Raw genomic sequence first — 25444 nt, forward strand, 5'->3', positions numbered from 1 at the left:
CCCGCCGCGGACCCACCGCCGCCCGTGGATCAGCGGCGGGCCGTCGCGCCCTCGACCGCGAACAGCTGCTCCTCCACATGGTCGAGGGCCAGCCGCAGCGCACCCGTCGCCACCGCGGCCTCGCCCAGCAGCGACAGGGCCACCCGCGGCGGACGCAGGCAGTAGCGGGCCAGCTCCCGGCGCAACGGCTCCAGCACGCCGTCGAGGCCGGCCGCCCAGCCGCCGATGACGACCATCTCGGGATCGAGCGCCAGCGCCAGCGCCGCCACGTCGTGCACCAGCCGCTGGATGAAGCGCTCGACGGCCGCACGGGCCCGCTCGTCGCCCTCGCGGGCCTCGGCGAAGACCTTGGCGACCGCCTGCTCGTCCAGCGGGTGCAGCGGCTGGTCCGTGGTGGACAGCAGCGTCTCCGGCGTCACGTCCCGGCCCAGCAGGTGCAGCGCGCCGATCTCCCCGGCCGCCCCGCCGTACCCCCGGTGCAGCCGCCCGCCGATCAGCGCCCCCGCCCCGGGACTGAGACCGGCCAGCACGAACACGATGTCGTCGCACTCGGTGGCGGTCCCCTTCCAGTGCTCGGCCACCGCCGCCGCGTTCGCGTCGTTCTCCACCAGCACCGGGCACTTGAAGGACCGGCTCAGCCGCTCACCCAGGCCAAGACCCGTCCACCCGGGCAGCGCGGTGCCCAGGCGGACCGTGCCGTCCGCCTCGACGATGCCGGGTGTGGCCGCGCCGACCGCCCGCAGCGAGCCGCGCGCCACACCGGCCCGGCGCAGCAGCTCGGCCACGGCCGTACGCAGCCGCTCCAGCCGCTCGTCGGCCGGCGCGTTCTCGTCCACGTCCTTGGCCTGGGCGCCGATCACCCGGCCGTCCAGGCCGGACAGGAGCGCGGCCACGCGGTGCGGGCCGATCTCCAGGCCCAGCAGGTGTCCCGCCTCCACCCGGAACCGGAACCGCCGCGCGGGCCGCCCCTGCCGCCGGGCCGTCCCCTCGTCGGCGGCCGCCTCGACGACCAGACCGGCCTCTATCAGCCCCTCGACGACGCCCTCGACGGTCGGTCTGGACAGCCCCGTCACCCGGGTGATCTCGGTCAGCGTCGCGGCGTCCGTCGCACGCAACGCGTGCAGCACCACAGCGGAATTGATCCTCCGCAACAGCGAAGGATCCCCGCCGGTCAGGCCTGCCAAGGTCCGTCCTCCCAGCTCGTGCGCGTGTGGGCCGGATGGTACTCGGCCCGCCGAACCCCGGCGAGTTCCGGTCCGCCGGTCCCGCTCCCCGCGGCGCCCTCAGCCCGGCGCCACGAACCCCGACTCGTACGCCGTGATCACCGCCTGGGTGCGGTCGCGCGCACCCAGCTTCGCCAGTACGGCGCTCACGTGCGACTTCACCGTCTCCGTGCCGACCACCAGCCGTGCCGCGATCTCCGCGTTCGACAGCCCCCGCGCCATCAGCCGCAGCACCTCGCCCTCCCGCTCGGTCAGCCGGGCGCGCGCCAACTCGGCGCGGGCCGCGCGGTTCCCGCCGCCGTCGCCGTACTCGGCGGCCAGCTGCCGCACCGAGGCGGGAAACAGCAGGGACTCGCCCTCGGCGATCAGCCGCACCGCGTGCACGATCTCGGCCGGCCGGGCCCGCTTGAGCAGGAAGCCGTCGGCGCCCGCGCGCAGCGCCTCGTACACGTACTCGTCGTTCTCGAAGGTCGTCACCACGAGGATCTTCGGCGGGTCGGCCACCGTACGCAGCAGCGCGCGTGTGGCCTCGATCCCGTCCAGCAGCGGCATCCGGACGTCCATGGCGACCACGTCCGGCCGCACCTGCCGCACCAGCGGGACGACCGCCGCCCCGTCGGCCGCCTCACCGACCACCTCGATGTCCGGCTGCGCCTCCAGCACGGCCCGCAGACCCGCGCGCACCAGGGGTTCGTCGTCGACGAGGAGCACTCTGACCGGCATCCGCCCAGCGTAGATCAGCCGAGCGGCAGCTCGACGCGCACCTGCCAGTCACCGGCGCCGTCCGGCCCCGTGCGGGCCCGCCCGCCCAGCAGCGCGGCCCGCTCCCGTATGCCGCGCAGACCGCTCCCGCGGCCCGGGGCGGCCCCGGCGTCCGGGAGCGCATTGCGCACCTCCAGGGTGAGCGTCCCGTCCGCGACCCCGATACGGACCAGGGCCGGCACCGGACCGGCGTGCCGCAGCACGTTGGTCAGCGCCTCCTGGAGGATGCGGTAGCCCTCACGGGAGACCGGGCCCGGCAGGCTCTCCAGCGGACCGGTGACCTCGGCGTCCACCTTGGCCCCGGACGCGCGCGCGGACTCCAGGAGCCGGTCGGCGTCCGTGAGCGTCGGCCGGGCGCTCACCGGCCGCTCCGCCTCCCGCAGCACCCCGAGCACCCGCTCCAGGTCCTCCAGGGCCGCCCGGCCCGTCTCCTCGATCGCCGTCAGGGCCCGGTCGGTGAACTCCGGGCTGTTCGCCGCGCGAGCGGCCCCCGCCTGGACGACGGCCACGGTCAGCGCGTGGCCGATGGAGTCGTGCAGCTCGCGGGCGATGCGGGTGCGCTCCAGCAGCTGCTCGGTGCGCACCTCGAGGGCCGTGAGGCGTTCGGCGGCCGACGGGCCGAGCAGTCGCCGGGCGGCGGCGGTGAGCACCTCGCCGAGGCCGACCACGGCCGCGTACAGCGCGAGGAGCGGGAGCGGCGCCAGCAGGCCGTAGAACCACTGCGGTTGGCCCGACAGGGCCGGCAGGTCCTCGGTCTCGTGCCCCACCGTGCGCGCGGCCAGGGTGTACGCCACGATCGGCAGCCAGACCGTGAGGTAGGCGGCCACCCCGCCCAGCAGCGTCCGCACCTCCAGCCAGAGCACCGTCCGCCAGCGGTCCCGCCAGGCGATGGCGGGCAGCGTGGCGAAGTCCGGCTCCGCCTCGTCCGGTGTCAGCAGCAGCCGGGCCTGCATCACCTCGCCCACACGCACCGCCGGGATCAGACCCACCGCCACCAGCGCGAGCAGCGGCACCCAGGGCAGCTCCGGCTCGACCCACCACCACACGCTGAGCGCGGCCACCGGCACCCACAGGTGCAGCAGCCGGGTGTACGTCCTCCCGCGTACCAGCGGGCGCAGCAGGCGAACCATCCCGTCATCGTGTCATCCGGCACCGACGGCGCGGCTCCCCCGCACGGGGGAGGCACGGTCCACCGGCGGGGGAGGCTTCCGCGCGGTGCGTCCACCACGCTGTTGCCATGACCAGCATCGACGTCCGCGACCTCACCAAGGATTACGGCACCCGACGAGCCGTCGACGACCTCTCCTTCACCGTGCGCCCCGGCCGGGTCACCGGCTTCCTCGGCCCCAACGGCGCCGGGAAGTCCACCACCATGCGGCTCGTCCTCGGCCTCGACCGGCCGACCGCCGGGACCGCGACCGTGGGCGGCCGCCCCTATACCGCCCTGGACGAACCCCTGCGGCTGGTCGGTGCCCTGCTCGACGCGGACTGCGCCCACGGCTCGCGCACCGCACGGGACCACCTGCGCGTCCTGGCGGCGAGCAACCGCCTACCCGCCCGCCGGGTCGACGAGGTGATGGAGCAGACGGGCATCGCCGCGGTGGCCCGCCGCCGGGTGAGGACGTACTCCCTGGGCATGCGTCAGCGCCTGGGCATCGCCGCCGCGCTGCTGGGCGATCCCGAGGTGGTGATGCTGGACGAGCCTTCCAACGGGCTGGACCCGGAGGGCATCGTCTGGATCCGCGGACTGCTGCGCGGGCTCGCTGCCGAGGGGCGCACGGTGCTCGTCTCCAGCCACCTGATGAGCGAGACCGCGTCCTTCGTCGACCACCTCGTCGTCCTCGGCCGCGGCCGGCTCCTCGCCGACACCCCGATGCGGGACTTCATCGACGCGCGCGTGCAGCCGCGGGTGCGCATCCGGACATCGGACGCGACCGCACTCAAGGCCGCGCTCGCCCGGCACGGACACGATGCCGTGGAACACGACGACGGGTACTGGACCGTGCGCCACGCGCGCGTGGAGGACGTCGGCCGGATCCTGTCCGGCGCGGGCGTACCCGTCCTCGAACTGGCCTCGGCCGAGGGCACGCTGGAACAGGCCTACCTCGACCTGACCGCCGCCGAGACCGAGTTCGCCGCACAGCCCAAGGAGGCCTGACCATGAACCTCACGCCCGTCCTCCGCGCCGAGGCGCTCAAAGTGCTCACCCTGCGCTCGCTGTGCGGCACCCTGCTGTCCCTGTCCGTGGTCACCACGGCGTTCTCCGCACTGGCCGGGTCGTCCGACGCCTCCGATCCGGACTTCGACCCGCTGTTCACGGCCCTGTCCGGTGTCATGCCCGGCCAGATCGCGGCCATCGCCTTCGGCGCCCTCGTCGTCTCCTCCGAGTACCAAGGAAGCGGGATCCGGCTCTCCCTGGCCGCCGTACCGCAGCGCGGCCGGTGGTTCGCGGCGAAGCTGGCGGTCATCGCCGTACCGGCCCTGGTGGTGGGGCTGGCCACCGCGCTCGCCGCCCTGCTCGCGGCTCGTACGGGCCTCGGCACGGCGGCGGACGGGCTCAGCACGGGCGAGCAGGTCCGCGGCGTCGTGGGCTGCGGGCTCTACCTCATGCTCATGGCCCTGTTCGCGGCCGGGCTCACCACTCTGTTCCGCAGCGGAGTGGCCACCCTGTCCACCCTGATCCCGTTCATCCTCGTCGTCTCCTTCGTGATCGGGGACGCGGCGGGCGCCGCCGCCGACTTCCTGCCGGACCAAGCCGGTCAGATCGTCCTGTACCAGACGCACGAGGGGACCCTGGGGCCCTGGACGGGACTCGCGGTGACCGCGCTGTGGGCGGCGGCCGCGCTCCTCGCCGGCTACTGGCGGCTGCGCCGCCGGGACGCCTGACCACGGACGACCGGCGGGGCGGCTGACGCCCCGCCAATTGTCAGTGGTGGCGGGTTTACTGGAGGCATGAACATCGCGCGGCACCTCGCCCTCGTCGACGAGCTGTGCTTCCGGCCTTTCCCGGCGGAGCACGGCCCGTCGGGCGGGGGCACCGCGGCTCCCGGGTACTTCACGGCGGTGCTGGAGAGCAGCCGCGGCCTGCGCGGACGAGCCCCGGGGGAGCGGGCGGCGACGGTCGAGCAGTACGAGAAGGACCGGGACGCCCTCTACGAACGGCTCGCCACGCGCTGGGGGCCGACGGACCCCTACAACCTGCAGACGGTCCTGCTGCGGACCGGGCGCGAGGAGATACCCGAGCCGTGGGCCGGGCTGAGCGTCGCCGCGCGGGTGGCGTACCTCTGGGAGGCCGAGGGCACCGGCCGCTGGGTCGCGCTGGCCGTCGCCGACCGCGACGAGGCGGACGAGGTGCGGCTGCTGGCGGTGGTCACGCAGGAAGCACCACCGTGACCGCGACCCGCGCCTGGGACCCGTCCGGCGGAGCATGCCGCAGACGCGGGGCCCGGCCCGCCCACCCGCGGCGCTGTCGTCGGTCTCCGACGCTCCGCGTCGACTCCCTCCTCCGCCTCGCAGCTGCCCGCACCAGACCCCGCTCGGGTCGGCCACAAGGCACCGTCGGCCGCGGCCGGCCTGATCCAGACGACACCCCCTAGGCCTGCGCTTCCGTCCCGTGCGCCGCCTCCCGCAGCCGGGCGTACTCCTGCGCCATCGTCTGCGCCGTCCAGTGCGCGTTGAGCCCGCTGGGATTGGGCAGCACCCACACCCGCGTGCTCCCGAACGTCCGCTCCTGCGGCCCCACCCGGGCCTTCGGCTCGTCGAAGGCCGCCCGGTACGCGGTGAGACCCACCACCGCCAGCCAACCGGGCCGCAGCCGCGCCACCTTGCGCCCCAGCAGCCGGCCGCCCTCCCGGTACTCCTCGGCGGTCAGCTCGTCCGCCCGTGCGCTGGCCCGCGCCACGACGTTCGTGATGCCGAGCCCGTACGACGGCAACTCGTCCTGCTCGGACGGCTTCAGCAGTCGGGGCGTGAACCCGGACAGATGCAGCACCGGCCAGAAGCGGTTGCCGGGGCGGGCGAAGTGGTGGCCCGTCGCCGCCGTCATCAGGCCGGGGTTGATGCCGCAGAACAGCACGCGGAGGCCGTCCGCGACGACGTCCGGTACGAGACGGTCGCGGGCGGCCTCCAGCTCGGCCCTGGTGAAGCGGGTCAGAGGATCGCTCCGGGGGTGTAACCGGCGGCCTGCGGATGCCGCTTGACGATGTCCTCGATCCGGCCGACGACCACACCGACCTGGTCGGCCGCGGCGCCGGTGAAGGAGAGCTTGTCGGCCATCAGCGCGTCCAGGGCGGCACGGTCCAGCGGGATGCGGTCGTCGGCGGCCAGCTTGTCGAGCAGCTCGTTGCGCTCGGCGCCCTGCTCGCGCATGGCCAGCGCGGAGGCGACCGCGTTCTCCTTGATCGCCTCGTGCGCGACCTCGCGGCCCACACCGCCGCGCACCGCGCCCATCAGCACCTTGGTGGTGGCCAGGAACGGCAGGTAGCGGTCCAGCTCCCGGGCCACGACGGCCGGGAAGGCGCCGAACTCGTCGAGCACGGTCAGGAACGTCTCCAGCAGCCCGTCCAGCGCGAAGAAGGCGTCGGGGAGCGCCACCCGGCGCACCACCGAGCAGGACACGTCGCCCTCGTTCCACTGGTCGCCCGCCAGCTCACCGGTCATCGAGGCGTAGCCGCGCAGGATCACCGTCAGGCCGTTGACGCGCTCGCAGGAACGGGTGTTCATCTTGTGCGGCATCGCGGACGAGCCGACCTGTCCGGGCTTGAAGCCCTCGGTGACCAGCTCGTGCCCGGCCATCAGGCGGATCGTCTTGGCCAGCGAGGACGGCGCGGCGGCGAGCTGCACCAGCGCGGTGACGACCTCGTAGTCCAGGGAGCGCGGGTACACCTGGCCGACCGAGGTGAACGCCTGCGAGAAGCCGAGGTGCCCGGCGATCCGCTGCTCCAGGTCCGCCAGCTTGCCCGCGTCACCGCCGAGCAGGTCCAGCATGTCCTGGGCGGTGCCGACCGGGCCCTTGATGCCGCGCAGCGGGTAGCGGCCGAGCAGCTCCTCCACCCGGCCGTACGCCACGAGCAGCTCGTCGGCGGCGCTGGCGAACCGCTTGCCCAGCGTCGTCGCCTGCGCCGCCACGTTGTGCGAGCGGCCGGCCATGACCAGCTCGCCGTACTCGCCGGCCAGCTTGCCGAGGCGGGCCAGGACGGCCACGGAACGGTCCCGGACCAGCTCCAGCGAGAGCCGGATCTGGAGCTGCTCGACGTTCTCCGTCAGGTCGCGGGAGGTCATGCCCTTGTGGACGTGCTCGTGCCCGGCGAGGTCGTTGAACTCCTCGATCCGCGCCTTCACGTCGTGCCGCGTGACCTTCTCGCGCTCGGCGATCGAGGCCAGGTCGACCTGGTCGAGGACGCGCTCGTAGTCGGCGATCGCGGCGTCGGGCACCTCGATGCCCAGGTCCTTCTGGGCCCGCAGCACGGCGAGCCAGAGCTGCCGCTCGAGCTTCACCTTGTGCTCGGGCGACCAGAGGGTGGCGAGCTCGGCGGAGGCGTAGCGTCCGGCGAGGACGTTCGGGATGCGGGGCTTGGCGGGAGCGGAAGTCACGTGGACGGATTCTACTGGCGATTCGTGCAGGTCGGCGCCGCGGGGCCGTTCGTCGGAACCTACGAAGGGCCGTCGGAGCCCACGAAGGGCCGACGGAACCCACGAACGGCCGTCGGAGCCTACGAACGGCTGTCGGTGCCTGCCAGGGGCCGCGCGGTGCCGGGGGTCACCGTGCGGGGTCCTCGTAGGGCAGCAGGTCCGGGCGCTTGGCCGGCAGGCCGTCCCCGGACGAGCGCCCGGTCAGCCTGCGGCCTATCCAGGGCAGCAGGTGCTGCCGGGCGAACCGGACGTCCGCGGTCCTGCGCGTCACCCACCCCGGCGGCGGCGTCGCCGGGATCGGCGCGTGCCACTCGGGGTCCTCGGGCTCGTGGCCGAGCGACTGCCACACCGCCTCCGCGACCCGGCGGTGGCCCTCGGCGGTCAGGTGCAGCCGGTCCACGTCCCACATCCGCGGGTCGGCCAGCGACTGGGCCCCGTACAGGTCGACGACCACGGCGCCGTGCCGCCCGGCCAGGTCGTCGATCACGGCGAACAGGGCCTCCATGCGGGGCCGGAAGCGGTCCAGCACCGGACCCTGGCGGCCGGGACTGCGCATCAGCACCAGCTGCTCGCAGTGCGGGGCGAGCCGTTCCACGGCCTGGGTCAGCAGGTCCCGCACCCGGGCCATGTCGCACTTGGGCCGCAGCGTGTCGTTGAGCCCGCCGACCAGCGTGATCACGTCGGCTCCCATGGCGGCGGCCACATCCACCTGCTCGTCGACGATCTGTCCGATCAGCTTCCCGCGCACCGCCAGGTTGGCGTACCGGAAGCCGGGGGAGCGGGCCGCCATCCGGGTGGCGAGGAGGTCGGCCCAGCCACGGTAGGAGCCGTCGGGCAGCAGGTCCGACATGCCCTCGGTGAAGGAGTCGCCGACGGCGACGAGACTGGTGTACGCGGGGTTCGTCTGCATGGCGACGGAAATGCTATCCCCTGCACATACCCGCCGGTCGGTCGCCCTCCGCGGCCTCGTCCCCGGGGGCCCGCGGGCCCCCGCCGGACGCCGGGCTCAGGTCCGTTGCCCGAACAGCTCCCGCAGGACGTCCTCCATGGTCACCAGGCCCGCCAGCCGTCCGTCGGAGCCGAGCACCGCCGCCAGGTGCGTACGGCTGCGCCGCATGGCGGTGAGCACGTCGTCCAGCGGGGTGCGCTCGCGCACCCGGGCGATGGGGCGCATGTCCCGCAGCCGGAACGGCAGGTCCCGCGGCGAGGCGTCCAGGGCGTCCTTCACGTGCAGGTAGCCGACGATCCGCCGCCCGTCGTCCACCACCGGGAAACGGGAGAACCCCGACTGCGCCGACAGCCGCTCCAACTGCTCCGGGGTGATGCCCACGCGTGCGTGGACGACGCGTTCCAGCGGCAGCACCACGTCCCGCACCGGCCGGCGGCCCAGCTCCAGGGCGTCGCGCAGCCGCTCCCGTGCCCGGTCGTCGATCAGCCCGGCCTCGCCCGCGTCCTTGACGATCTCCGCCAGCTCCGCGTCCGTGAAGGTCGCCGCGACCTCGTTCTTGGCCTCGACCCTGAGCAGCTTGAGCAGCCCGTTCGCCAAGGCGTTGACCGTGAAGATCACCGGACGCAGCGCCCGGGACAGCGCCACCAGCGGCGGCCCGAGGACCAGCGCGCTGCGCACCGGCTCGGCCAGCGCGATGTTCTTCGGGACCATCTCGCCGAGCAGCATGTGCAGATACGTCGCCAGCGCCAGGGCGAGCACGAACGACACCGCGTGCCCGGCGCCCGACGGCACGCCCACCGCGTGGAACACCGGCTCCAGCAGATGCGCGATCGCCGGTTCCGCGACGATGCCGAGGACCAGCGTGCACAGCGTGATGCCGAGCTGCGCCGCCGCCAGCAGGGCCGACACGTGCTCGAGCCCCCACAGCACGCGCTTCGCACGGGTGTCGCCCTCCTCGGCGTACGGCTCCACCTGGCTGCGGCGCACGGAGATCAGCGCGAACTCGGCGCCCACGAAGAACGCGTTGACGACCAGGGTCGCCAGACCGATCAGCAGCTGTACGGCGGTCACCGGCCGGCCTCCCCTTCGTTCTCCCCGCCGCCCGGACCGGACTCGGCGGCGCCGGATCCGTCGACCCGGTCGGCTCCGTCGGCTCCGTCGGCTCCGTCGTCAAGGGGTGCGTGCATCAGCACCCGGGCGGCCCTGCGCCCCGTGGCGTCCACGACGTCCAGTCGCCAGCCGGCGACATCGAGGCTGTCGCCGACGGCGGGGATGCGCCCGAGGCCGGCCGCCACCAGCCCCGCGACCGTCTCGTACGGGCCCTCGGGCACCCGCAGGCCCAGCCGCTCGAGCCGGTCCACGCGCGCGGAGCCGTCGGCCCAGTACAGCGCGTGCCCCGCTTCGTCCGTGCCGGCCGGGTCGAGGTCGGGCGTCTCGTGCGGATCGTGCTCGTCCCGCACCTGACCGACCACCTCCTCGACGATGTCCTCCAGCGTGGCCACCCCGGCCGTACCGCCGTACTCGTCGATCACCACGGCCATCGTGCGCCGCCCGGAGAGCCGGTCCAGGAGGCGGTCCACGGTCAGCGACTCGGGGACCAGCAGCGGCTCGCGCATCAGCTCGGCGACCGGCATCGTGGGCCGCCGCTCGGCCGGCACCGCCAGGACGTCCTTGACGTGCGCCGTGCCCACCACGGCGTCGAGGCCGTCCTGGTAGACCGGGAACCTGGACAACCCGGTCGCCCGCGTCGCGTTCGCCACGTCCTCGCACGTCGCCCGGACGTCGAGGGCCACGACCTGGACGCGCGGGGTCATCACCTGCTGCGCCGTCAGGTCGGCCAGATTCAGGGTGCGCACGAACAACTCGGCGGTGTCGGCCTCCAGCGCGCCCTCCTTCGCCGAGTGCCGGGCGAGCGCCGCCAGCTCCTGAGGACCGCGCGCGGACGCCAGCTCCTCGGCGGGCTCCACGCCGAAGCGGCGCACGACGCGGTTGGCGGTGTTGTTCAGATGGGTGATGAAAGGGCGGAAGACCGCGCTGAACCAGCGCTGCGGCCCGCCCACCCGCTTGGCCACGGCCAGCGGCGAGGAGATCGCCCAGTTCTTGGGCACCAGCTCCCCGACGATCATCAGGAAGACCGTCGACAGGGCGGTGCCCAGCACCAGCGCCAGCGACGACGCCGCCGAACGCGACACCCCGAGGTCCTCCAGCGGCCCCGCGATCAGGGCCGCGACCGACGGCTCGGCGAGCATGCCCACCACCAGGTTGGTGACCGTGATGCCGAGCTGCGCTCCGGAGAGCTGGAAGGTCAGGTTCCGTACGCCCTTGAGGGCGCTCGCCGCGCCCCGCTCGCCGCGCGCCGCGGCGCGCTCCAGTTCGCCGCGCTCGACGGTGGTCAGCGAGAACTCGGCCGCGACGAAGGCGCCGCACGCGAGCGAGAGCAGGATCGCCACCAGCAGCAGGAGCACTTCGGTCATCGGGTCACCTCGGACCCATGATCGGCCAGGAGCCGGTGGTTCGCCCGATGTTCAAGCCTTCAACCTTTCGCCTCGCGGGCGCTCAGTCGGTGAGGTGCTTCACCCAGCGCCGCCACTGCTCCTGCGGCTCGTACCCGGCGGCCCGCCAGGCATGCTGGGCCCGTTCGTTGCGCACCAGCACCATCGCGTCGCCGCGGCGCCCGCCGAGCCGGACGAAGCGCTCGTCGGCGGCCGTGAGCAGGGCCGAGCCGATGCCACGGCGCCGGTGGTCCGGGTGCACCGCCAGCCGGTACAGATGACAGCGCCAGCCGTCGAAGCCCGCGATCACCGTGCCCACCAGCTCCCCCTCGCGCTCGGCCAGGAGCAGTGCCTCGGGGTCGCGCGCCACCAGACGCTCCACGCCGTCCCGGTCGTCGCTGATGCTCGTCCCCTCGGCGGCCGTCTTCCAGAAGGCCAGCACCGCGTCCAGGTCGGCGGCCACGGCGGGCCGCACAAGCAGATCCGTCATGCCGCGATCCCACCACGAGCGCCCGGCACCCGTGCCGGTCGTTCCGGGATGCGGACGGGCCCGGCACGCCCTTGCCGCCGCTAGCGTTCCGGCGCTAGCTTCAAGACATGGCGAAGACCCGGAAGGCCCAGCTGAACGTGCGGGTGGACGAGGGCACCGTCCGGGCGGCCCGCGAGAAGGCCCTGGCCCGGGGGATGAGCGTCAACCGCTACATCGAGGAACTGGTCCGGCAGGACACCGGCGAGGCGGGCCGCACCTTCGTGGAGGCCGCCGCGGACTTCATGCGCCAGTACGAGAAGGTGTTCGCCGAGGAGGCCGGCGAGGGCCGGCGCTGAGCCGTCGCACGCGTCCCGGATGAACGACCTCACCATCGACCTCGCCTGGCTGCTGATGCTCGCAGAGCGGCGCACCCCCGGCGACCCACGGGTCTCCGACTGGGGAGCGCTCGTCGCCGCCGTCGCCCGCCACCGGGCCGAGATATTCGACACCCCCGTCTACGACACCCCGCACGCCCGCGCCGCCGCGCTGCTCCAACTGCTGATCCACGTCCCGGCGCTGGAGCGCTCCAACGCCCTTTTCGCCTCCGCGGTCGCCTACGCCTACCTGGTCGCCAGCGGGGTCGAGGTCGTCACCACGCCGGAGCGGGTGCGGGACCTCGCGCTGCTCGTGAAGAAGGGCGCGGCGTCGGTCGAGGAGATCGCGGACGAACTGCGCGGCTGGAGCGGGTGACCGCGCCGCTCGCACCGCTGTTCAGGACGGTCGCCAGGCCGTGCCCAGGACGCAGTACGAACTGGGCAGGGCCGGCCCGTGCTCCGGCATCATCACCTGCCGGTAGGGCCCGAGGGTGAACCCCGCCTCCCGCAGCGCGGCCACCGGTTCGCGGGAGAGGTGGCAGCCGCCGGCCAGCGGAGGCCACAGCGTCCGGTCCAGCGCCCGCTGGGTGAAGGTCATCGCCCGCCCGCCGCCCCGGCCGTGCTCGAAGAACCGCACCTGCCCGCCCGGCCGCAGGACGCGCCGCAGTTCCGCGAGCGCGCGCGGCACGTCCCGGACACTGCACAGCACCAGCGAGACCACGGCCGCGTCGAAGGCCTCGCTCTTGACCGGCAGGGCCTCCGCCGCGCCCGGCGCCACGTCCACCGGAACCTCCGCGCGCAGCGCCGCCTCCACCGCCAACTGCCGCAGCACCCGCTCCGGTTCGATGGCGACGACCTCGGACACGGTGCCCGGGTAGTGGGAGAAGTTCAGCCCGTTGCCCGCGCCGACCTCGATCACCCGCCCGGACAGTCCGGCGAGCAGCCGTCGGCGCACGCGGGCCATGCCCATCCGGGTCTCGGCGCCCACACTGACGCGGGCGTAGTAGCGGGCGAACAGCGGATGGTGCACGGTGTCCCGCGGCACCCCGCGGGTCCGGACGGATCGCAGCGGCATGGGACCTCCCTCACGAGGCGGCAGCCTTACCGCGATTCTCCCCCGCGCGGGCCCGGTGCACCCACCGCGCGAGCGATTCGCCCGGTGCGCCCTCGACCGACCGCGCGGCCCCGTCCCGCTGTGGCGGCCGGGACGACTTGCTCAGGGCGAACGTGTCCGCGCCGCGACGTTGCCCGCCGCCGGGTGCCGCCGAGCGGCGCGCTCCCGCACCCTCCCGGACGCTCCCGCGCCGCTCGTCCCGGACGGGAAGCCGCCCCGGTCATGTTGCCCGCGTGGCGCCGAACGGGTCCCGTGGCCCGGATCGCCTCGGCGGCGCGTGGTCCGTCGGCGCGCGCTCCAGTGCCGCCCGTCCCGAGCACCCGCCGGTCACGGGCCGTGCCGGTCGCCGAACGCGTCCGCGTCCCAGGTGCCGTCCAACGGCGGCGCCAGCCAGCGCGGTGCCGCCGACCGGAAGGCGGCCGGGCTGAGGGACCCCGCCCCGGCCGGGACCGCACCGAGGAGGGGAGCGCCGGAGACGTCCGGGAGGTCCGCGAGATTGCAGCGGGCGGCGAGGTCCGGGGCTCCGGGCCAGCTGCCGATCACCAGCCCGGGCAGCTCCAGCCCCCGGGAACGCAGCTCCCGCGCCGTCAGCTCCGTGGTGTTCAGTGTGCCGAGCCCCGCCGACGTCACCAGCAGCACCGGTGCGCCCAGCAGACCGGCGACGTCCGCCAGCGTCCCGCCCTTCGCGTCGAAGCGCACGAGCAGTCCGCCGGCGCCCTCGACCAGCACCAGATCGTGCTCCGTGGCGAGTTTGGCCGCGGCCTCCGCCACCTCCTCCGGGCGCACCGGTGTCCGTCCGGCCCGGCGCGCGGCCGTGCCCGGCGCCAACGGCTCCGGGAACCGGGCCACTTCGGCGACCGTCGCGGTCCCGGCCAGGCGGGCCACCTCCTGGGCGTCCCCGGCCTCGTCCGGCCCGACGCCGGTCTGCGCCGCCTTGAGCACGGCCACCGTCCGGCCGCCCGCCAGGGCCGCCGCGGCCACCGCGGCGGTCACGACCGTCTTGCCGACCTCCGTGCCCGTGCCCGTGATCACCAGTACCGGCATGTCATCCCTCCCGTGCCGCCGCGCAGACCGCGCGGGCGATGCGTGCCACGTCCGCGTCGCCCGTGACGTACGGCGGCATGGTGTAGACCAGGTCGCGGAACGGGCGCAGCCACACGCCCTCGCGCACGGCCGCCTTCGTCGCCGCCCGCATGTCGACGGCGTGGTCGAGCTGCACCACTCCGATCGCGCCGAGCACCCGCACATCGCGCACGCCCGGCAGCCCGGCGGCGGGCGCGAGTCCCTCGCCGAGGCCCGTCTCGATCCGCTTGACCTCGGTGAGCCAGTCCTGGCCGAGCAGCAGTCCGATCGACGCGCACGCCACGGCCGCGGCCAGCGGGTTGCCCATGAACGTCGGCCCGTGGGCCAGCACCGGCACCTCGCCCCGCGAGATGCCCTCGGCCACCCGCGAGGTGCACAGCGTGGCCGCCATCGTGAGGTATCCGCCGGTCAGCGCCTTGCCCACGCACATCACGTCCGGTGTCACCGCCGCGTGCTCCGCCGCGAACAGGGCGCCCGTGCGGCCGAAGCCGGTCGCGATCTCGTCGAAGACCAGCAGGACGTCGTGCGCGTCGCACGCCTCGCGCAGCACCCGCAGGTACGCGGGGGAGTGGAACCGCATCCCGCCCGCGCCCTGCACCACCGGCTCCACGATCACCGCGGCCAGTTCGCCGGCGTGCCGCTCGACCATCGACCGCAGGTGGTCGGCGTACGTCTCCTCGTACTCCGCCGGCGGCGCGTCCGCGAAGACCTGGCGCGGCAGGACGCCGGACCACAGCTCGTGCATGCCGCCCTCGGGGTCGCACACCGACATGGGCTGCCAGGTGTCGCCGTGGTAGCCGCCGCGCCAGGTGAGCAGGCGGTGCTTGCCGGGGCGGCCGAGCGAACGCCAGTACTGCAGGCACATCTTCACGGCGACCTCGACCGACACCGAGCCGGAGTCGGCGAGGAACACGTGCTCCAGGCCCTCGGGAGACATGTCGACAAGGAGCTTCGCCAGCCGTACGGCGGGCTCGTGGGTGAGCCCGCCGAACATCACGTGGCTCATCCGCTCCAGTTGCTCGCGCGCGGCCGCGTTCAGCACCGGGTGGTTGTAGCCGTGGATCGCCGACCACCAGGACGACATGCCGTCGACCAGCTCCCCGGAGCCGTCGGCCGGCCGCAGCCGGACCCCGCTCGCCGACTCCACGACCAGCGGGTCCTGCCGGCCGGGCATGGGCCCGTACGGGTGCCAGACGTGCCGCCGGTCCAGGTCCAGCAGCTCGGCGACGTTCAGCGCGGGATCAGGCATTGGGCGCGAGGTCCGTCCCGGCGCCGCGGCGGCGTACCGCCACCAGGTCCGTGCGGGGCTCCTCGGCGGGGCGCGGCGTCGTGGCCGCGGGCGCGGGGGCGCACACTCCGCCACCGGCGTGCGACCCGCAGCCCGCGTCGCCGTCGGCGCCGTCGTGCGAGCCGCAGCCGCCGCCACCCTCGTGCGAGCCGCAGCCCCCGTCCCGCACCGACGCGCGGTGCTCCGGCAGCGTGACCTCGCCGGCGCCCTCCACCTCGAAGCCGGCGTCGGCGATCAGCTCCAGGTCCGCGTGGCCCGCCTGGCCCTCGCTGGTGAGGTAGTCGCCGAGGAAGATCGAGTTGGCCAGGTGCAGCGCGAGCGGCTGCATCGTGCGCAGATGGACCTCGCGCCCGCCGGCGATGCGCACTTCGACGTCCGGGCAGACGAACCGCGTCATCGCCAGGATGCGCAGGCACCGCTGCGGGGTCAGGTGCCACTCCTTGGCCAGCGGCGTGCCCTCCATCGGGATCAGGAAGTTGACCGGCACCGAGTCCGGGTCCAGTTCGCGCAGCGAGAAGACCACGTCGACCAGGTCCTCGTCGCTCTCGCCCATGCCCGCGATGAGCCCCGAGCAGGCGGACAGCCCGGCCGCGTGTGCCTTGTTCACGGTGTCCACCCGGTCGGCGTACGTGTGCGTGGTGGTGATGTCGCCGTACGTCGACTCGGAGGTGTTGAGGTTGTGGTTGTAGGCGTCGGCCCCGGCCTCCCGCAGCCGCTCCGCCTGGCCGTCGGAGAGCAGCCCGAGGCAGGCGCAGACCTCCACGGACTCGTTCTGCTCCTTGATGGCCTTGATGGTGTCCGAGACGCGGTCCACGTCCCGGTCGGTCGGACCGCGTCCGCTGGCCACCAGGCACACGCGCTTGGCGCCCCCGGACACTCCGGCCGCGGCGGCCGCCGAGGCCTGGTCGGGCTTGAGCCAGGTGTACTTGAGGATCTCCGCCTTGGAGCCCAGCCGCTGCGAGCAGTAGGAGCAGTCCTCGGGGCACAGGCCCGACTTGAGGTTGACGAGGTAGTTGAGTTTCACCCGTCGGCCGAACCAGTGGCGGCGCACCTTTCCGGCCGCGGCCACCACGTCGAGCAGGTCGTCGTCGGAAGTGGCGAGGACGGCGAGCGCCTCCTCGCGGGTCGGCGTCTCGCGCCGAAGCCCCTTGTCCACCAGCGTGTTCAGCAGGTCCATGAGAGCCGATCCTGTCCTAAGGGGCCGTCCGCGGCCAAGGAGACTTTGCACAACACTGACAGATCGACGTGTGGGTATTGCCACACCTCGCGGGGGTGGCCGGACCGCTAATGTCTGTTCATTGCCTACAAAACCCCGGAGGACCGTCCCATGGCGTTCGGCTGGATCGAGGAGCAGGACCGGGCGCGCCGCGAGGCCGGACTCGTACGGGTTCTGCGCCCCCGCCCGGCGTCGTCGTCGCTGCTGGACCTGGCGAGCAACGACTACCTGGGTCTTGCCCGGCACCCGGAGGTCGTGGAAGGGGCGGCCTCGGCCGCGCGGACCTGGGGCGGCGGTGCGACCGGCTCCCGGCTGGTGACCGGCACCACCGCACTGCACGCCGAACTCGAAAGCGAACTGGCCGGGTTCTGCGGCTTCGAGGCCGCGCTGGTCTTCTCCTCCGGCTACGCGGCCAACCTCGCCGCGGTCACCGCCCTGGCACCGCACGGCAGCCTCGTTGTTTCCGACGCGGGCAACCACGCTTCGCTGATCGACGGTTGCCGGCTCGCCCGCGGCACCACCCAGGTCGTGGGGCACGCCGACCCGGACGCCGTGCGCAAGGCACTGGCGACGCACGACGGACCCGCCGTGGCCGTCTCCGACACGGTCTTCTCGGTCGACGGCGACGCCGCGCCCCTGGCCGCACTGGCCGACGCGTGCCGGGCGTACGGGGCGGGGCTGATCGTCGACGACGCCCACGGTCTCGGCGTCCTCGGTGACGGCGGCCGGGGCGCCCCGCAGGGCGCGGGCCTCGCGGGCCGCGACGACGTGGTCGCGACCGTCACGCTGTCCAAGTCGCTCGGCGCCCAGGGCGGCGCCGTGCTGGGCCCCGCCCGGGTCGTCGCCCACCTGGTCAACGCGGCCCGCACGTTCATCTTCGACACGGGACTCGCCCCCGCCGCCGCCGGGGCGGCCCTCGCGGCGCTCAGGCTGCTCGTCCGCGAGCCGGAGCGTGCGGCGCGGGCCCGTGCCGTCGCCGCCGAACTGCACGAACGCCTGACCACCGCGGGGCTGGACGCGGTACGTCCGGACGCCGCGGTCGTCTCGGTGCGCGCACCCTCCGCGGAGGAGGCCGTGCGGTGGGCGGCCGACTGCCGAGCGGCCGGCCTGTCCGTGGGCTGCTTCCGCCCTCCTTCCGTGCCCGACGGCATCTCACGGCTCAGGCTGACCGCTCGCGGGGACCTCTCCCGGGAACAGATCGAGCGCGCTGTACGGGTGATCGGCGAAACGCGGCCATGAGTCGGCGGGACACGGCCGTGCGTCGTCCGGTGTCCGGCGCGGTCAGCCGCGGTCGAGGCGGGCGGTGAACGCCGTCCAGCTCCCGGGGGAGAAGAGCAGGGCGGGTCCGGCCGGGTTCTTGGAGTCGCGCACGGCCAGCAGTCCGGCGCCGGGGCCGGCCGGCGGACGGGCCGTCTCCACACAGTTGTTCGCTCCGGTGCTGTAGCTGCTGCGCAGCCACCGGACACCGGGCACATCGGTGCTGACAGGGATGTTCCGGGGAAGTTCGGACATGGAGCCTGACATGGTGCCTCCTTACGCGCCTGCCGCGGTCGCGGCGATGAAGTCCAACGAGTCCTCGGGCGAAAGGGCATGGATCAGAAGGGCGTTGAAGGCCTCGGTATAGGCCTCTAGGTCTTCTTTCCGTTCGAGGTGCAAGCTACTCGTCAAGTGGTCGAGAACCACCACGTCCAGATCAGAAGTGCTCGAAAATGAGAAGATTACGAAAGGGCCGGTGACACCGATGTGCGCCCCGGCGGCGAACGGCAGGACCTGGATCCGGACGTGCGGGAGCTGCGCCGCCTCGACCAGTCTGGTCAGTTGACGGGACATCACCCCGGGTCCGCCCACCACCCGGCGCAGCACCGCCTCGTCCAGGACCGCGCTCAGCTCCAGCGGCGGCTCGCCCCGCAGTACGTCCTGGCGGGCCAGCCGGACCTCCACCAGCGTGTCCAGCCGTTCCGCCGGCATCCCGTCCACGGCGGCGCGCGTCACCGCGCGGGCGTACTCGGGCGTCTGGAGCAGGCCGGGCACCACCGTGGTCTCCAGTGTGCGCATCGCGGCGGCCTGCGACTCCAGGCTGATGAAGTCGCGGTAGGTCGGCGGCAGCACTCCGCGGTACGCGTGCCACCAGTGGTTGCGTCCCCCCGCGTCCTCGGAGTGCGCCAGCATCACCAGCAGCCCCCGCAGCTGCTCGTCGGTCACGCCGTAGGCGTCCAGCAGTAACCGCACGTCGGCCGGTTTCGCCCCGCTCGTCCCGGTCTCGATCCGGCTGACCTTCGACTGGTGCCAGCCCACCAGCCGGGCCGCCTCGCCGCTGGTGATGCCCGCCGACGTGCGCAGGGCGCGCAGTTCCGCGCCCAGCTTCCGGCGGCGCACCACGGGACCGTGCTGCATGGGACAACTCCCTTACTCCCTATGAGTCGCCCAAATACGCTCGGCCGTCGCAGAGTTCACCGCTTCGAGCGACAGATATATGCATATCTTGGTGGATCGCCGCCCTTCACAGGTCCGGTGATGGCAGTCTGGCGGCGAAGCACCAGTCCGGGACCGTACTCGAACCATCCGCTCCGTGTCGGGCCGCGGTCCCGTGAGAAAGGGACGGCGTCGCCATGGCAGACCATCTGGAAGCATCCGTCACTCTGCCGAGCGATCCCGCCTCGGTGGCCGCCGCGCGGACCTACGTGGTCGGCGCCCTGGCGGAGTGGGGCCTGCCGGGCGACGCCGACCTGACGGACACGGTGCGGCTCATCGTCTCCGAACTGGCGACCAACGCGGTCCAGCACACGTTCGGGCAGTCGCCCACCTTCACGGTGGACCTCGTCCTCGACCGCGACGAGCGGCTGCGCCTCGGCGTCACCGACAGCCACCCGCGCTTCCCCAAGCGCCTGCCCGCCGCCGTCCAGCAGGACAACGGCCGGGGGATGGTGATCATTCGCTGGCTGACCGCCGAGTGCGGCGGCAAGCTGAGAGTCCGGCCCACCCGCGAGGGCGGCAAGACCGTCTCCATCGAACTGCCCTGGACGCCCCCGCCCGGACCGGCCGCGCCCGCGGGGGTGACGGCGGGACAGAACGCCGTCACCCCCGCGGGCGGGCTACTTGACCCGGCCGTACCAGACGCTTGAGGTCCAGATCTTCTCCAGGCGCACCACGGCGCCGGTCTTCGGCGCGTGCCAGATCCGGCCCTTCCCGGCGTAGATGCCGACGTGGTAGACGCTACTGCCGGAGTGGAAGAACACGAGGTCACCGGCCTTGCGGTGCCTCACGGAGACACGGCTGGTCTTGTTGTACTGCTGGGCCGCGGTGCGGGGCAGCTTCTTGCCGGCCTTCTTGAACGAGTACAGCGTCAGGCCGGAGCAGTCGAACCGGTGGGGACCGGTGGCTCCCCAGCGGTACGGGGCGCCCTTCTTGGAGGCCGCGATCTTGAGGGCTTTCGTCGCATGACTCGCCGCGGCCGCCTCGGCGGCGGCGCCCGGGACCACGACGGAGCCGCCCACGGCGGCGAGGGTGAGAGCCGAGGCCGTACCGGCACGGGCCATCAGCGACGGGACACGATTGAGCGCGGACATGCGCAACCCTTCGTCAGCCGCCTGTGAAGGATGACCTGTCGGATTCGGGCTGGCGAAGTTGCCCGGCCGCGGTGTGCGGCTTCACCCCAAGGACCGCCGGTCCCGGTGCCTCTCGCGGAGGCGGCCGTGCCGGCGACCCGTCGTGCTCGGGTCCTCCACTCCTGCCGATCCACTTCCCTTGCGACCGGTCGTCCGGACGGCGGCAGGACTCGGCGTCCGCCCGGACCGCCCCGCCGCGGCGGCGAGGGCTTGTCGTCAGTCACGGATCTTGTCCCGCCCCAAGGGGAATTCCCAACGGAACGTGCCCTTTGTGTTGTTACGTGCCACTCACCCGTTCGGGTCGACGCCCTCCTGTTCGAAGCGCCGCCGCAGGCGGTGACGGCCCCGGGACCAGCGGCGCAGTGGTGTGCCGCGCCGGTGGAGCGGACGGCTGCCGCAACTTCGACCGGTCGCGAATCGGGGGTGTTCCTACGCCGAAAGGGGGTACGTCGTTTGGTCCGTTTCGGCCCGAGGTTTCTCAGCTCTCGGAAGGGGGCGGGAGTCCGACCCGCGCCGTCCGCCGCTCACCGTCGAGCACGCGCAGCGCCCGGGCCAGGGTGGCGGCGTGCACCTCCGTCTCGCCCCGGTGGTGCATCAGCGTCAGCGCGTCGCGCAGGGCCGCCGCCTTGCCGACCAGTGCCTGGGCGGCCCGCAGCCCGCGGTAGGTGTCGCCGTCCCGCCCGGGGTTGATGCGTCCGAGCAGGTCGACGACGTCCAGATAGCGGTCGACGACCTCGGCCTCGGCGCGCGTCAGCGCGGGCAGCGGGGGCAACTCGGGTGGCAGCACGGGCGGATCACCTGGCGCCGGACGAGGCGGGCGGGGTCCTGCGGCCGGGCACGATCCGGTCCACCAGCCCGTACTCCCGTGCCTGCCGGGCGTCCAGGACCGTGTCCCGCTCGAGGTCCGCGGCCACCTGCCCGGGAGTGCGGCCGGTGTGCCGTACGAGGATCTCCTCCAGGCGGGCGCGGACACGGACCAGTTCCGCGGCGTGGACGGCCAGGTCGCCCGCCTGTCCACGCACCGGTTCGGTGAGCGCCGGCTGGTGGAGCACCACCCGGGCGCCCGGCAGGGCGGCGCGCTTGCCGGGGGTGCCCGCCGCCAGCAGCACGGCGGCGGACGGACCGGCCTGCCCGAGGCAGGTGGTGGCCACGTCGCAGGCGACGTAGCGCATCGTGTCGTAGATCGCGGTCATGGCGGTGAAGGAGCCGCCGGGCGAGTTGACGTACAGCTCGATGTCCCGGTCCGGTGCCTGGTGCTCCAGATACATGAGCTGCGCCGTCACGTCGTTCGCGGAGGTCTCGTCGACCGGTGTCCCGAGGAACACGATCCGCTCCTGGAGCAGCTTGGAGTACGGGTCCGACGTCCGGGTCCCCGCACTCGTGCGCTCGGTGAACTCCGGCAGGACATGGCGGGCTGACGGCCGGGTCATGACGAACCCCTCCTCGTGGCAGAACCGACTTCGGCTGCGCTGTCTCTGTAAAAAATGTACAGGACGTACGTACGCTGAGGGGGGATTCGGGCGGAACCGTAAGCTGGGGTCATGGCCTACGAGATTCCGGTGACGCAAGCCAGGGCCGAGCTGGCCGACCTGATCAACCGGGTGGTGTACGGCGGCGAGCGCGTCGTCGTGACGCGGCACGGCAAGCCTCTCGTCGCCCTCGTCTCCGCCGCCGACCTCGCGCGGCTGGAGGAGCTCCGCGAATCACCGGACGCCCAGGTGATCGCCTCGGTCGCCGGGGTCCACGACGCGTCCGCCGCCTCGGCACCCCGCGAGCATCACCGCTTCGGCATCGCCGCGGAGCACCGGGGGCCGGACCCGTCCTAGTACGGGCATGCCGGAAGCCGCCGACTGCATCGGTAATCAATCGGTCAAAACCGGGTGACGTGGCCGTCACACTCTAGCCCTAGTCTGCACCCCGATCCACCTGCGGTTTTCCACGGACCGGTAGGTGATTTCCGGCCCGATCGTGTGTGTTACACCTAGAGCCGTCGCGGTGGCCGCGGCAGCCGGACCGTCCGGTCCTGGCGTGATGCCCTGTGAGGTGGTAAATGCAACTGACCCCGCACGAGCAGGAGAGACTGCTCATCCATGTGGCTGCGGACGTGGCGGAGAAGCGCCGCGCACGAGGTGTCAAGCTCAATCATCCCGAGGTCGTCGCGCTGATCACCGCGCACATCCTCGAAGGTGCCCGGGACGGGCGCAGCGTCGGCGAACTCATGTCCTCCGGACGCAAGCTGATCCAGCGCGACGAGGTCATGGAGGGCATCCCCGAGATGATCCACGACGTGCAGGTCGAAGCCACCTTCCCCGACGGCACCAAGCTGGTCACCGTCCACGAGCCGATCATCTGACGGGGAGACAGTCGTGATCCCCGGAGAGATCCTCTTCGCCGACGAGCCGGTCGCCTTCAACGAAGGCCGCGAAGCCGTCCGCCTGACCGTGCTCAACACCGCCGACCGGCCCGTCCAGGTCGGTTCCCACTACCACTTCGCCGAGGCCAACCCCGGTCTCGAGTTCGACCGCGCCGCGGCGCACGGCAGGCGGTTGGACATCGCCGCCGGCACCGCCGTCCGGTTCGAGCCCGGCATCCCCGTCGACGTGCGGCTGATCCCCCTCGCGGGCGCCCGTGTCGTCGTCGGACTGCGCGGCGCGACCGGAGGTGCCCTCGATGCCTGAACTGTCCCGCACCGCCTACGCCGACCTGTTCGGCCCGACCACCGGCGACCGCGTCCGCCTCGCCGACACCGACCTCTTCGTCGAGATCGAGGAGGACCGCTCCGGCGGTCCGGGCCGCTCCGGCGACGAAGCCGTCTTCGGCGGCGGCAAGGTGCTGCGCGAGTCCATGGGGCAGGGGCGCACCACCCGTGCCCAGGGTGCTCCCGACACCGTGATCACCGGAGCCCTGATCATCGATCACTGGGGGATCGTCAAGGCCGACATCGGCATCCGCGACGGACGGATCACCGGCATCGGCAAGGCCGGGAACCCGGACACCATGGACGGTGTCCACCCCGACCTCGTCATCGGCCCCGAGACGGAGATCGTCGCGGGCAACGGCAAGATCGTCACCGCGGGCGGAATCGACACCCACGTCCACTTCATCGCGCCGGGCGCCGTCGACGAGGCCCTGGCATCCGGCGTGACCACTCTCATCGGCGGCGGCACCGGCCCGGCCGAGGGCAGCAAGGCGACCACCGTCACGCCCGGCGCCTGGCATCTCGCGTGGATGTTCGCCGCCCTGGAGTCCAGCCCCGTCAACATCGGCTTCCTCGGCAAGGGCAGCACCATGTCGAAGGAGTCCATGCGCGACCAGCTGCGGGCCGGCGTCCTCGGCTTCAAGATCCACGAGGACTGGGGCGCGACCCCCGCCGTCATCTCCGCCTGCCTGGACGTGTGCGAGGAGTCCGGCGTCCAGCTGGCCGTCCACTCCGACACCCTGAACGAGGCCGGCTTCGTCGGCGACACCTTCGACGCGGTCGCGGGCCGCACCCTGCACGCCTTCCACGTCGAGGGCGCCGGCGGCGGCCACGCACCTGACATGATCACGGCGGTATCGCTGCCCAACATGCTGCCGGCGTCCACCAACCCCACCCGGCCGCACACCGTCAACACCGTCGAGGAACACCTCGACATGCTGATGGTGTGCCACCACCTCAACCCGGCCGTCCCCGAGGACCTGGCCTTCGCCGAGTCCCGGATCCGGCCCAGCACCATCGCGGCCGAGGACATCCTGCACGACATGGGGGCGATCTCCATCATGTCGTCGGACGCCCAGGCCATGGGGCGCATCGGCGAGGTGATCCTGCGGACCTGGCAGACCGCGCACGTGATGAAGCGCCGGCGCGGCTTCCTGCCCGGCGACACCCGCGCGGACAACCTCCGTGCCCGTCGCTATGTCGCCAAGTACACCATCAACCCCGCGGTCGCCCAGGGCATCGAGCACGAGGTCGGCTCCGTCGAGACCGGCAAGCTCGCCGACCTGGTGCTCTGGGACCCCCGCTTCTTCGGCGCGAAGCCGCAGCTCGTCATCAAGGGCGGCCAGATCGCGTACGCGCAGATGGGCGACGCCAACGCCTCCATTCCCACGCCGCAGCCGGTGCTGCCGCGCCCGATGTACGGGGCGCTGGGAACCGCTCCCGCCACCAACTCGGTCAACTTCGTCTCCGAGCAGGCCGTCGAGGACGGGCTTCCGGAACGGCTCGGACTCGGGCGGGCGTTCGTGCCCATCCGGTCCACACGCGGCCGGACCAAGGCCGACATGCGGCAGAACGACGCGCTGCCCCGCGTGGAGGTCGCCCCGGACTCCTTCGCGGTGACCATCGACGGCGAACTCGTCGAACCCGCTCCCGTCGCCGAACTGCCGCTGGCCCAGCGGTACTTCCTCTTCTGAGCGCGGAGATGAGCCGCGCAGCACTGCTCGTCCTCGCGGACGGCCGCTTCCCCGCCGGAGGGCACGCCCACTCCGGCGGGGCGGAGGCCGCCGTCCGGGCGGGACGCATCACCGACGCCGCGAGCCTGGAGGCGTTCTGCCGGGGGCGTCTGCACACGAGCGGGGTCGTCGCGGCGTGCGTCGCGGCGGCCTCGGCCCTCGGTGCCGACCCCGGGGAACTCGACCGGGCCGCCGACGCCCGCACCCCGTCGCCCGCCCTGCGGGTGGCGGCGCGCAGACTGGGGCGGCAGCTGACGCGGGCCGCTCGCGCGACCTGGCCGAGTCCCGAACTCGACGCCCTGGCCTCGCTGTTCCCCAAGGGAGCGCATCAGCCCGTCGTACTGGGCCTCGCCGCGCGCGCGGCCGGACTCGGGGCGCTCGACGCGGCGTACTGCTCCCTCTACGAGGGGGTGAGCGGACCCGCGACGGCGGTCGTGCGGCTGCTCGGTCTCGATCCGTTCGACGCGACGGGGGTGCTGGCGCGGCTCGCGGGCGAGCTCGACCGGATCGCCGTGGACGCCGTGGAGGTGGCGGAGCGCGTGCCGACCGACGGGGTCGGTGTGCTGCCCGCGCGGTCGGCGCCGTTGCTGGAGATCGGGGCGGAGGCGCATGCCGCCTGGCCCGTGCGGTTGTTCGCCTCGTAGGCGGGTTCGCCCCCGCCGACCCGTCCCGTTCCCGACCCCAGGGGCTCTGCCCCTTCCACCCCGCCGGGGGCTTCGCTCCCTGGAGCCCCTTTCGGTCTGAACGGCCTCGTCCCCAAGCGCCGGACGGGCTGACATGGCCGATCCCGACTTTGACAGGAGCCGT

The 25444-nt window shown here is 73.3% G+C and carries 30 protein-coding genes; 12 read left to right on the forward strand and 18 right to left on the reverse strand.

What is annotated here, in order from left to right; translation table 11 throughout:
• Positions 1-29: 29 nt before the first annotated feature.
• The 3 genes from R2E43_RS32165 to R2E43_RS32175 all read right to left on the reverse strand — a co-directional run bounded on the left by R2E43_RS32165 (position 30) and on the right by R2E43_RS32175 (position 3115).
• Positions 30-1184, reverse strand: a complete 1155-nt coding sequence (locus tag R2E43_RS32165; protein ID WP_003977569.1) for an ROK family transcriptional regulator — start codon at positions 1182-1184, stop codon at positions 30-32.
• Positions 1185-1283: 99 nt separating this feature from the next.
• Positions 1284-1946: a response regulator transcription factor gene (locus R2E43_RS32170; protein ID WP_003977570.1), complete on the reverse strand. Its 663-nt coding sequence runs from the start codon at positions 1944-1946 to the stop codon at positions 1284-1286.
• A gap of 14 nt (positions 1947-1960) precedes the next feature.
• Positions 1961-3115, reverse strand: a complete 1155-nt coding sequence (locus R2E43_RS32175; RefSeq protein WP_319230725.1) for a sensor histidine kinase — start codon at positions 3113-3115, stop codon at positions 1961-1963.
• Positions 3116-3222: 107 nt separating this feature from the next.
• On the opposite strand from R2E43_RS32175, the gene R2E43_RS32180 reads away from it, so the two are divergent.
• From R2E43_RS32180 to R2E43_RS32190, 3 genes are all read left to right on the forward strand, one after another.
• Positions 3223-4143 (forward strand): ABC transporter ATP-binding protein, encoded by a 921-nt coding sequence (locus R2E43_RS32180; protein ID WP_319230722.1) that lies wholly within the window; start codon positions 3223-3225, stop codon positions 4141-4143.
• Positions 4144-4145: 2 nt separating this feature from the next.
• A complete protein-coding gene (locus R2E43_RS32185) occupies positions 4146-4871 on the forward strand; it encodes an ABC transporter permease (RefSeq protein ID WP_003977573.1) in 726 nt (241 codons plus the stop codon).
• 66 nt (positions 4872-4937) lie between these two features.
• Positions 4938-5378, forward strand: coding sequence for a hypothetical protein (locus tag R2E43_RS32190; RefSeq protein ID WP_319230717.1), 441 nt, complete (start codon positions 4938-4940; stop codon positions 5376-5378).
• A gap of 199 nt (positions 5379-5577) precedes the next feature.
• Here R2E43_RS32190 and mug read toward each other — a convergent pair whose 3' ends face one another.
• The 6 genes from mug to R2E43_RS32220 form a co-directional block, all read right to left on the reverse strand.
• A complete protein-coding gene (mug, locus tag R2E43_RS32195) occupies positions 5578-6114 on the reverse strand; it encodes a G/U mismatch-specific DNA glycosylase (RefSeq protein WP_079021350.1) in 537 nt (178 codons plus the stop codon).
• A 20-nt stretch (positions 6115-6134) separates the two neighbouring features.
• Positions 6135-7577 carry an adenylosuccinate lyase gene (gene purB, locus R2E43_RS32200; RefSeq protein WP_003977576.1) on the reverse strand — a complete coding sequence of 481 codons (1443 nt, stop codon included), beginning with the start codon at positions 7575-7577 and terminating at the stop codon, positions 6135-6137.
• Positions 7578-7743: 166 nt separating this feature from the next.
• Positions 7744-8526, reverse strand: a complete 783-nt coding sequence (locus R2E43_RS32205; protein WP_030866063.1) for an SGNH/GDSL hydrolase family protein — start codon at positions 8524-8526, stop codon at positions 7744-7746.
• A gap of 96 nt (positions 8527-8622) precedes the next feature.
• On the reverse strand, positions 8623-9636 hold the full coding sequence (locus R2E43_RS32210; RefSeq protein ID WP_003977578.1) for a hemolysin family protein: 1014 nt from the start codon (positions 9634-9636) through the stop codon (positions 8623-8625).
• Entirely contained in the window at positions 9633-11039 is a 1407-nt protein-coding gene (locus R2E43_RS32215) for a hemolysin family protein (RefSeq protein ID WP_011027670.1), read from the reverse strand. Before R2E43_RS32215 ends, R2E43_RS32210 begins: the two co-directional genes overlap by 4 nt.
• An 82-nt stretch (positions 11040-11121) precedes the next feature.
• A complete protein-coding gene (locus R2E43_RS32220) occupies positions 11122-11547 on the reverse strand; it encodes a GNAT family N-acetyltransferase (protein ID WP_003977580.1) in 426 nt (141 codons plus the stop codon).
• Positions 11548-11654: 107 nt separating this feature from the next.
• On the opposite strand from R2E43_RS32220, the gene R2E43_RS32225 reads away from it, so the two are divergent.
• Both R2E43_RS32225 and R2E43_RS32230 read left to right on the forward strand, forming a co-directional pair.
• Positions 11655-11882 carry a hypothetical protein gene (locus R2E43_RS32225; RefSeq protein ID WP_003977581.1) on the forward strand — a complete coding sequence of 76 codons (228 nt, stop codon included), beginning with the start codon at positions 11655-11657 and terminating at the stop codon, positions 11880-11882.
• 19 nt (positions 11883-11901) lie between these two features.
• A complete protein-coding gene (locus tag R2E43_RS32230) occupies positions 11902-12276 on the forward strand; it encodes a hypothetical protein (RefSeq protein ID WP_003977582.1) in 375 nt (124 codons plus the stop codon).
• 21 nt (positions 12277-12297) lie between these two features.
• Here the strand turns inward: R2E43_RS32230 and R2E43_RS32235 are convergent, their stop codons facing one another.
• From R2E43_RS32235 to bioB, 4 genes are all read right to left on the reverse strand, one after another.
• Entirely contained in the window at positions 12298-12975 is a 678-nt protein-coding gene (locus R2E43_RS32235; RefSeq protein ID WP_003977583.1) for a class I SAM-dependent methyltransferase, read from the reverse strand.
• A gap of 366 nt (positions 12976-13341) precedes the next feature.
• A complete protein-coding gene (gene bioD / locus R2E43_RS32240) occupies positions 13342-14058 on the reverse strand; it encodes a dethiobiotin synthase (RefSeq protein ID WP_003977584.1) in 717 nt (238 codons plus the stop codon).
• Between the two features lies 1 nt (position 14059).
• Positions 14060-15346, reverse strand: a complete 1287-nt coding sequence (locus R2E43_RS32245) for an adenosylmethionine--8-amino-7-oxononanoate transaminase (RefSeq protein ID WP_003977585.1) — start codon at positions 15344-15346, stop codon at positions 14060-14062.
• On the reverse strand, positions 15339-16562 hold the full coding sequence (bioB, locus tag R2E43_RS32250; RefSeq protein WP_030866069.1) for a biotin synthase BioB: 1224 nt from the start codon (positions 16560-16562) through the stop codon (positions 15339-15341). The genes R2E43_RS32245 and bioB overlap by 8 nt, the downstream gene beginning before the upstream one ends.
• Positions 16563-16712: 150 nt before the next feature.
• On the opposite strand from bioB, the gene R2E43_RS32255 reads away from it, so the two are divergent.
• A complete protein-coding gene (locus R2E43_RS32255) occupies positions 16713-17840 on the forward strand; it encodes an 8-amino-7-oxononanoate synthase (protein ID WP_003977587.1) in 1128 nt (375 codons plus the stop codon).
• A 42-nt stretch (positions 17841-17882) separates the two neighbouring features.
• On the opposite strand, the gene R2E43_RS32260 is transcribed toward R2E43_RS32255, so the two are convergent.
• Both R2E43_RS32260 and R2E43_RS32265 read right to left on the reverse strand, forming a co-directional pair.
• Positions 17883-18113, reverse strand: a complete 231-nt coding sequence (locus tag R2E43_RS32260; RefSeq protein ID WP_210984227.1) for a DUF397 domain-containing protein — start codon at positions 18111-18113, stop codon at positions 17883-17885.
• A 21-nt stretch (positions 18114-18134) separates the two neighbouring features.
• Positions 18135-18995, reverse strand: a complete 861-nt coding sequence (locus tag R2E43_RS32265; protein WP_003977589.1) for a helix-turn-helix domain-containing protein — start codon at positions 18993-18995, stop codon at positions 18135-18137.
• Positions 18996-19210: 215 nt separating this feature from the next.
• Between R2E43_RS32265 and R2E43_RS32270 the strand changes: the two genes are divergently transcribed.
• Positions 19211-19723 (forward strand): ATP-binding protein, encoded by a 513-nt coding sequence (locus tag R2E43_RS32270; protein WP_011027663.1) that lies wholly within the window; start codon positions 19211-19213, stop codon positions 19721-19723.
• On the opposite strand, the gene R2E43_RS32275 is transcribed toward R2E43_RS32270, so the two are convergent.
• From R2E43_RS32275 to R2E43_RS32285, 3 genes are all read right to left on the reverse strand, one after another.
• The gene (locus R2E43_RS32275) at positions 19694-20167 is read right to left on the reverse strand and encodes a C40 family peptidase (protein ID WP_003977591.1); all 474 of its coding nucleotides are present in this window, start codon (positions 20165-20167) and stop codon (positions 19694-19696) included. The two genes, R2E43_RS32270 and R2E43_RS32275, sit on opposite strands and share 30 nt — an antisense overlap.
• A gap of 517 nt (positions 20168-20684) precedes the next feature.
• Positions 20685-20993: a hypothetical protein gene (locus tag R2E43_RS32280; RefSeq protein ID WP_003977592.1), complete on the reverse strand. Its 309-nt coding sequence runs from the start codon at positions 20991-20993 to the stop codon at positions 20685-20687.
• A 7-nt stretch (positions 20994-21000) separates the two neighbouring features.
• Complete coding sequence (locus R2E43_RS32285) at positions 21001-21636, reverse strand: ATP-dependent Clp protease proteolytic subunit (RefSeq protein WP_003977593.1); 636 nt, start codon at positions 21634-21636, stop codon at positions 21001-21003.
• 111 nt (positions 21637-21747) lie between these two features.
• Between R2E43_RS32285 and R2E43_RS32290 the strand changes: the two genes are divergently transcribed.
• From R2E43_RS32290 to R2E43_RS32310, 5 genes are all read left to right on the forward strand, one after another.
• The gene (locus R2E43_RS32290; protein ID WP_003977594.1) at positions 21748-22032 is read left to right on the forward strand and encodes a type II toxin-antitoxin system Phd/YefM family antitoxin; all 285 of its coding nucleotides are present in this window, start codon (positions 21748-21750) and stop codon (positions 22030-22032) included.
• Between the two features lie 224 nt (positions 22033-22256).
• Positions 22257-22559, forward strand: coding sequence for an urease subunit gamma (locus tag R2E43_RS32295; RefSeq protein ID WP_003977595.1), 303 nt, complete (start codon positions 22257-22259; stop codon positions 22557-22559).
• Between the two features lie 13 nt (positions 22560-22572).
• Positions 22573-22884, forward strand: a complete 312-nt coding sequence (locus tag R2E43_RS32300; RefSeq protein ID WP_003977596.1) for an urease subunit beta — start codon at positions 22573-22575, stop codon at positions 22882-22884.
• Positions 22877-24598 (forward strand): urease subunit alpha, encoded by a 1722-nt coding sequence (locus tag R2E43_RS32305; protein WP_136208566.1) that lies wholly within the window; start codon positions 22877-22879, stop codon positions 24596-24598. Before R2E43_RS32300 ends, R2E43_RS32305 begins: the two co-directional genes overlap by 8 nt.
• Positions 24599-24606: 8 nt before the next feature.
• On the forward strand, positions 24607-25281 hold the full coding sequence (locus tag R2E43_RS32310) for an urease accessory protein UreF (protein ID WP_011027662.1): 675 nt from the start codon (positions 24607-24609) through the stop codon (positions 25279-25281).
• Positions 25282-25444 lie beyond the last annotated feature (163 nt).

The organism is Streptomyces violaceoruber, from assembly GCF_033406955.1.
GTDB classification, from domain to species: Bacteria; Actinomycetota; Actinomycetes; order Streptomycetales; family Streptomycetaceae; genus Streptomyces; species Streptomyces violaceoruber.

Bases quoted from the DNA above. Each gene is read 5' to 3' on its own strand.
- R2E43_RS32225 (WP_003977581.1), top strand. From the start codon at position 11,655: ATGGCGAAGACCCGGAAGGCCCAGCTGAACGTGCGGGTGGACGAGGGC.
- R2E43_RS32185 (WP_003977573.1), top strand. From the start codon at position 4,146: ATGAACCTCACGCCCGTCCTCCGCGCCGAGGCGCTCAAAGTGCTCACC.
- R2E43_RS32265 (WP_003977589.1), bottom strand. From the start codon at position 18,995: ATGCAGCACGGTCCCGTGGTGCGCCGCCGGAAGCTGGGCGCGGAACTG.
- R2E43_RS32260 (WP_210984227.1), bottom strand. From the start codon at position 18,113: ATGTCCGAACTTCCCCGGAACATCCCTGTCAGCACCGATGTGCCCGGT.
- R2E43_RS32220 (WP_003977580.1), bottom strand. From the start codon at position 11,547: ATGACGGATCTGCTTGTGCGGCCCGCCGTGGCCGCCGACCTGGACGCG.
- R2E43_RS32170 (WP_003977570.1), bottom strand. From the start codon at position 1,946: ATGCCGGTCAGAGTGCTCCTCGTCGACGACGAACCCCTGGTGCGCGCG.
- R2E43_RS32310 (WP_011027662.1), top strand. From the start codon at position 24,607: ATGAGCCGCGCAGCACTGCTCGTCCTCGCGGACGGCCGCTTCCCCGCC.
- R2E43_RS32245 (WP_003977585.1), bottom strand. From the start codon at position 15,346: ATGCCTGATCCCGCGCTGAACGTCGCCGAGCTGCTGGACCTGGACCGG.
- R2E43_RS32270 (WP_011027663.1), top strand. From the start codon at position 19,211: ATGGCAGACCATCTGGAAGCATCCGTCACTCTGCCGAGCGATCCCGCC.
- R2E43_RS32285 (WP_003977593.1), bottom strand. From the start codon at position 21,636: ATGACCCGGCCGTCAGCCCGCCATGTCCTGCCGGAGTTCACCGAGCGC.
- R2E43_RS32290 (WP_003977594.1), top strand. From the start codon at position 21,748: ATGGCCTACGAGATTCCGGTGACGCAAGCCAGGGCCGAGCTGGCCGAC.
- bioD (WP_003977584.1), bottom strand. From the start codon at position 14,058: ATGCCGGTACTGGTGATCACGGGCACGGGCACGGAGGTCGGCAAGACG.
- R2E43_RS32235 (WP_003977583.1), bottom strand. From the start codon at position 12,975: ATGCCGCTGCGATCCGTCCGGACCCGCGGGGTGCCGCGGGACACCGTG.
- bioB (WP_030866069.1), bottom strand. From the start codon at position 16,562: ATGGACCTGCTGAACACGCTGGTGGACAAGGGGCTTCGGCGCGAGACG.
- R2E43_RS32215 (WP_011027670.1), bottom strand. From the start codon at position 11,039: ATGACCGAAGTGCTCCTGCTGCTGGTGGCGATCCTGCTCTCGCTCGCG.
- R2E43_RS32205 (WP_030866063.1), bottom strand. From the start codon at position 8,526: ATGCAGACGAACCCCGCGTACACCAGTCTCGTCGCCGTCGGCGACTCC.
- R2E43_RS32230 (WP_003977582.1), top strand. From the start codon at position 11,902: ATGAACGACCTCACCATCGACCTCGCCTGGCTGCTGATGCTCGCAGAG.
- R2E43_RS32305 (WP_136208566.1), top strand. From the start codon at position 22,877: ATGCCTGAACTGTCCCGCACCGCCTACGCCGACCTGTTCGGCCCGACC.
- R2E43_RS32180 (WP_319230722.1), top strand. From the start codon at position 3,223: ATGACCAGCATCGACGTCCGCGACCTCACCAAGGATTACGGCACCCGA.
- R2E43_RS32190 (WP_319230717.1), top strand. From the start codon at position 4,938: ATGAACATCGCGCGGCACCTCGCCCTCGTCGACGAGCTGTGCTTCCGG.
- R2E43_RS32295 (WP_003977595.1), top strand. From the start codon at position 22,257: ATGCAACTGACCCCGCACGAGCAGGAGAGACTGCTCATCCATGTGGCT.
- R2E43_RS32275 (WP_003977591.1), bottom strand. From the start codon at position 20,167: ATGTCCGCGCTCAATCGTGTCCCGTCGCTGATGGCCCGTGCCGGTACG.
- R2E43_RS32255 (WP_003977587.1), top strand. From the start codon at position 16,713: ATGGCGTTCGGCTGGATCGAGGAGCAGGACCGGGCGCGCCGCGAGGCC.
- R2E43_RS32175 (WP_319230725.1), bottom strand. From the start codon at position 3,115: ATGGTTCGCCTGCTGCGCCCGCTGGTACGCGGGAGGACGTACACCCGG.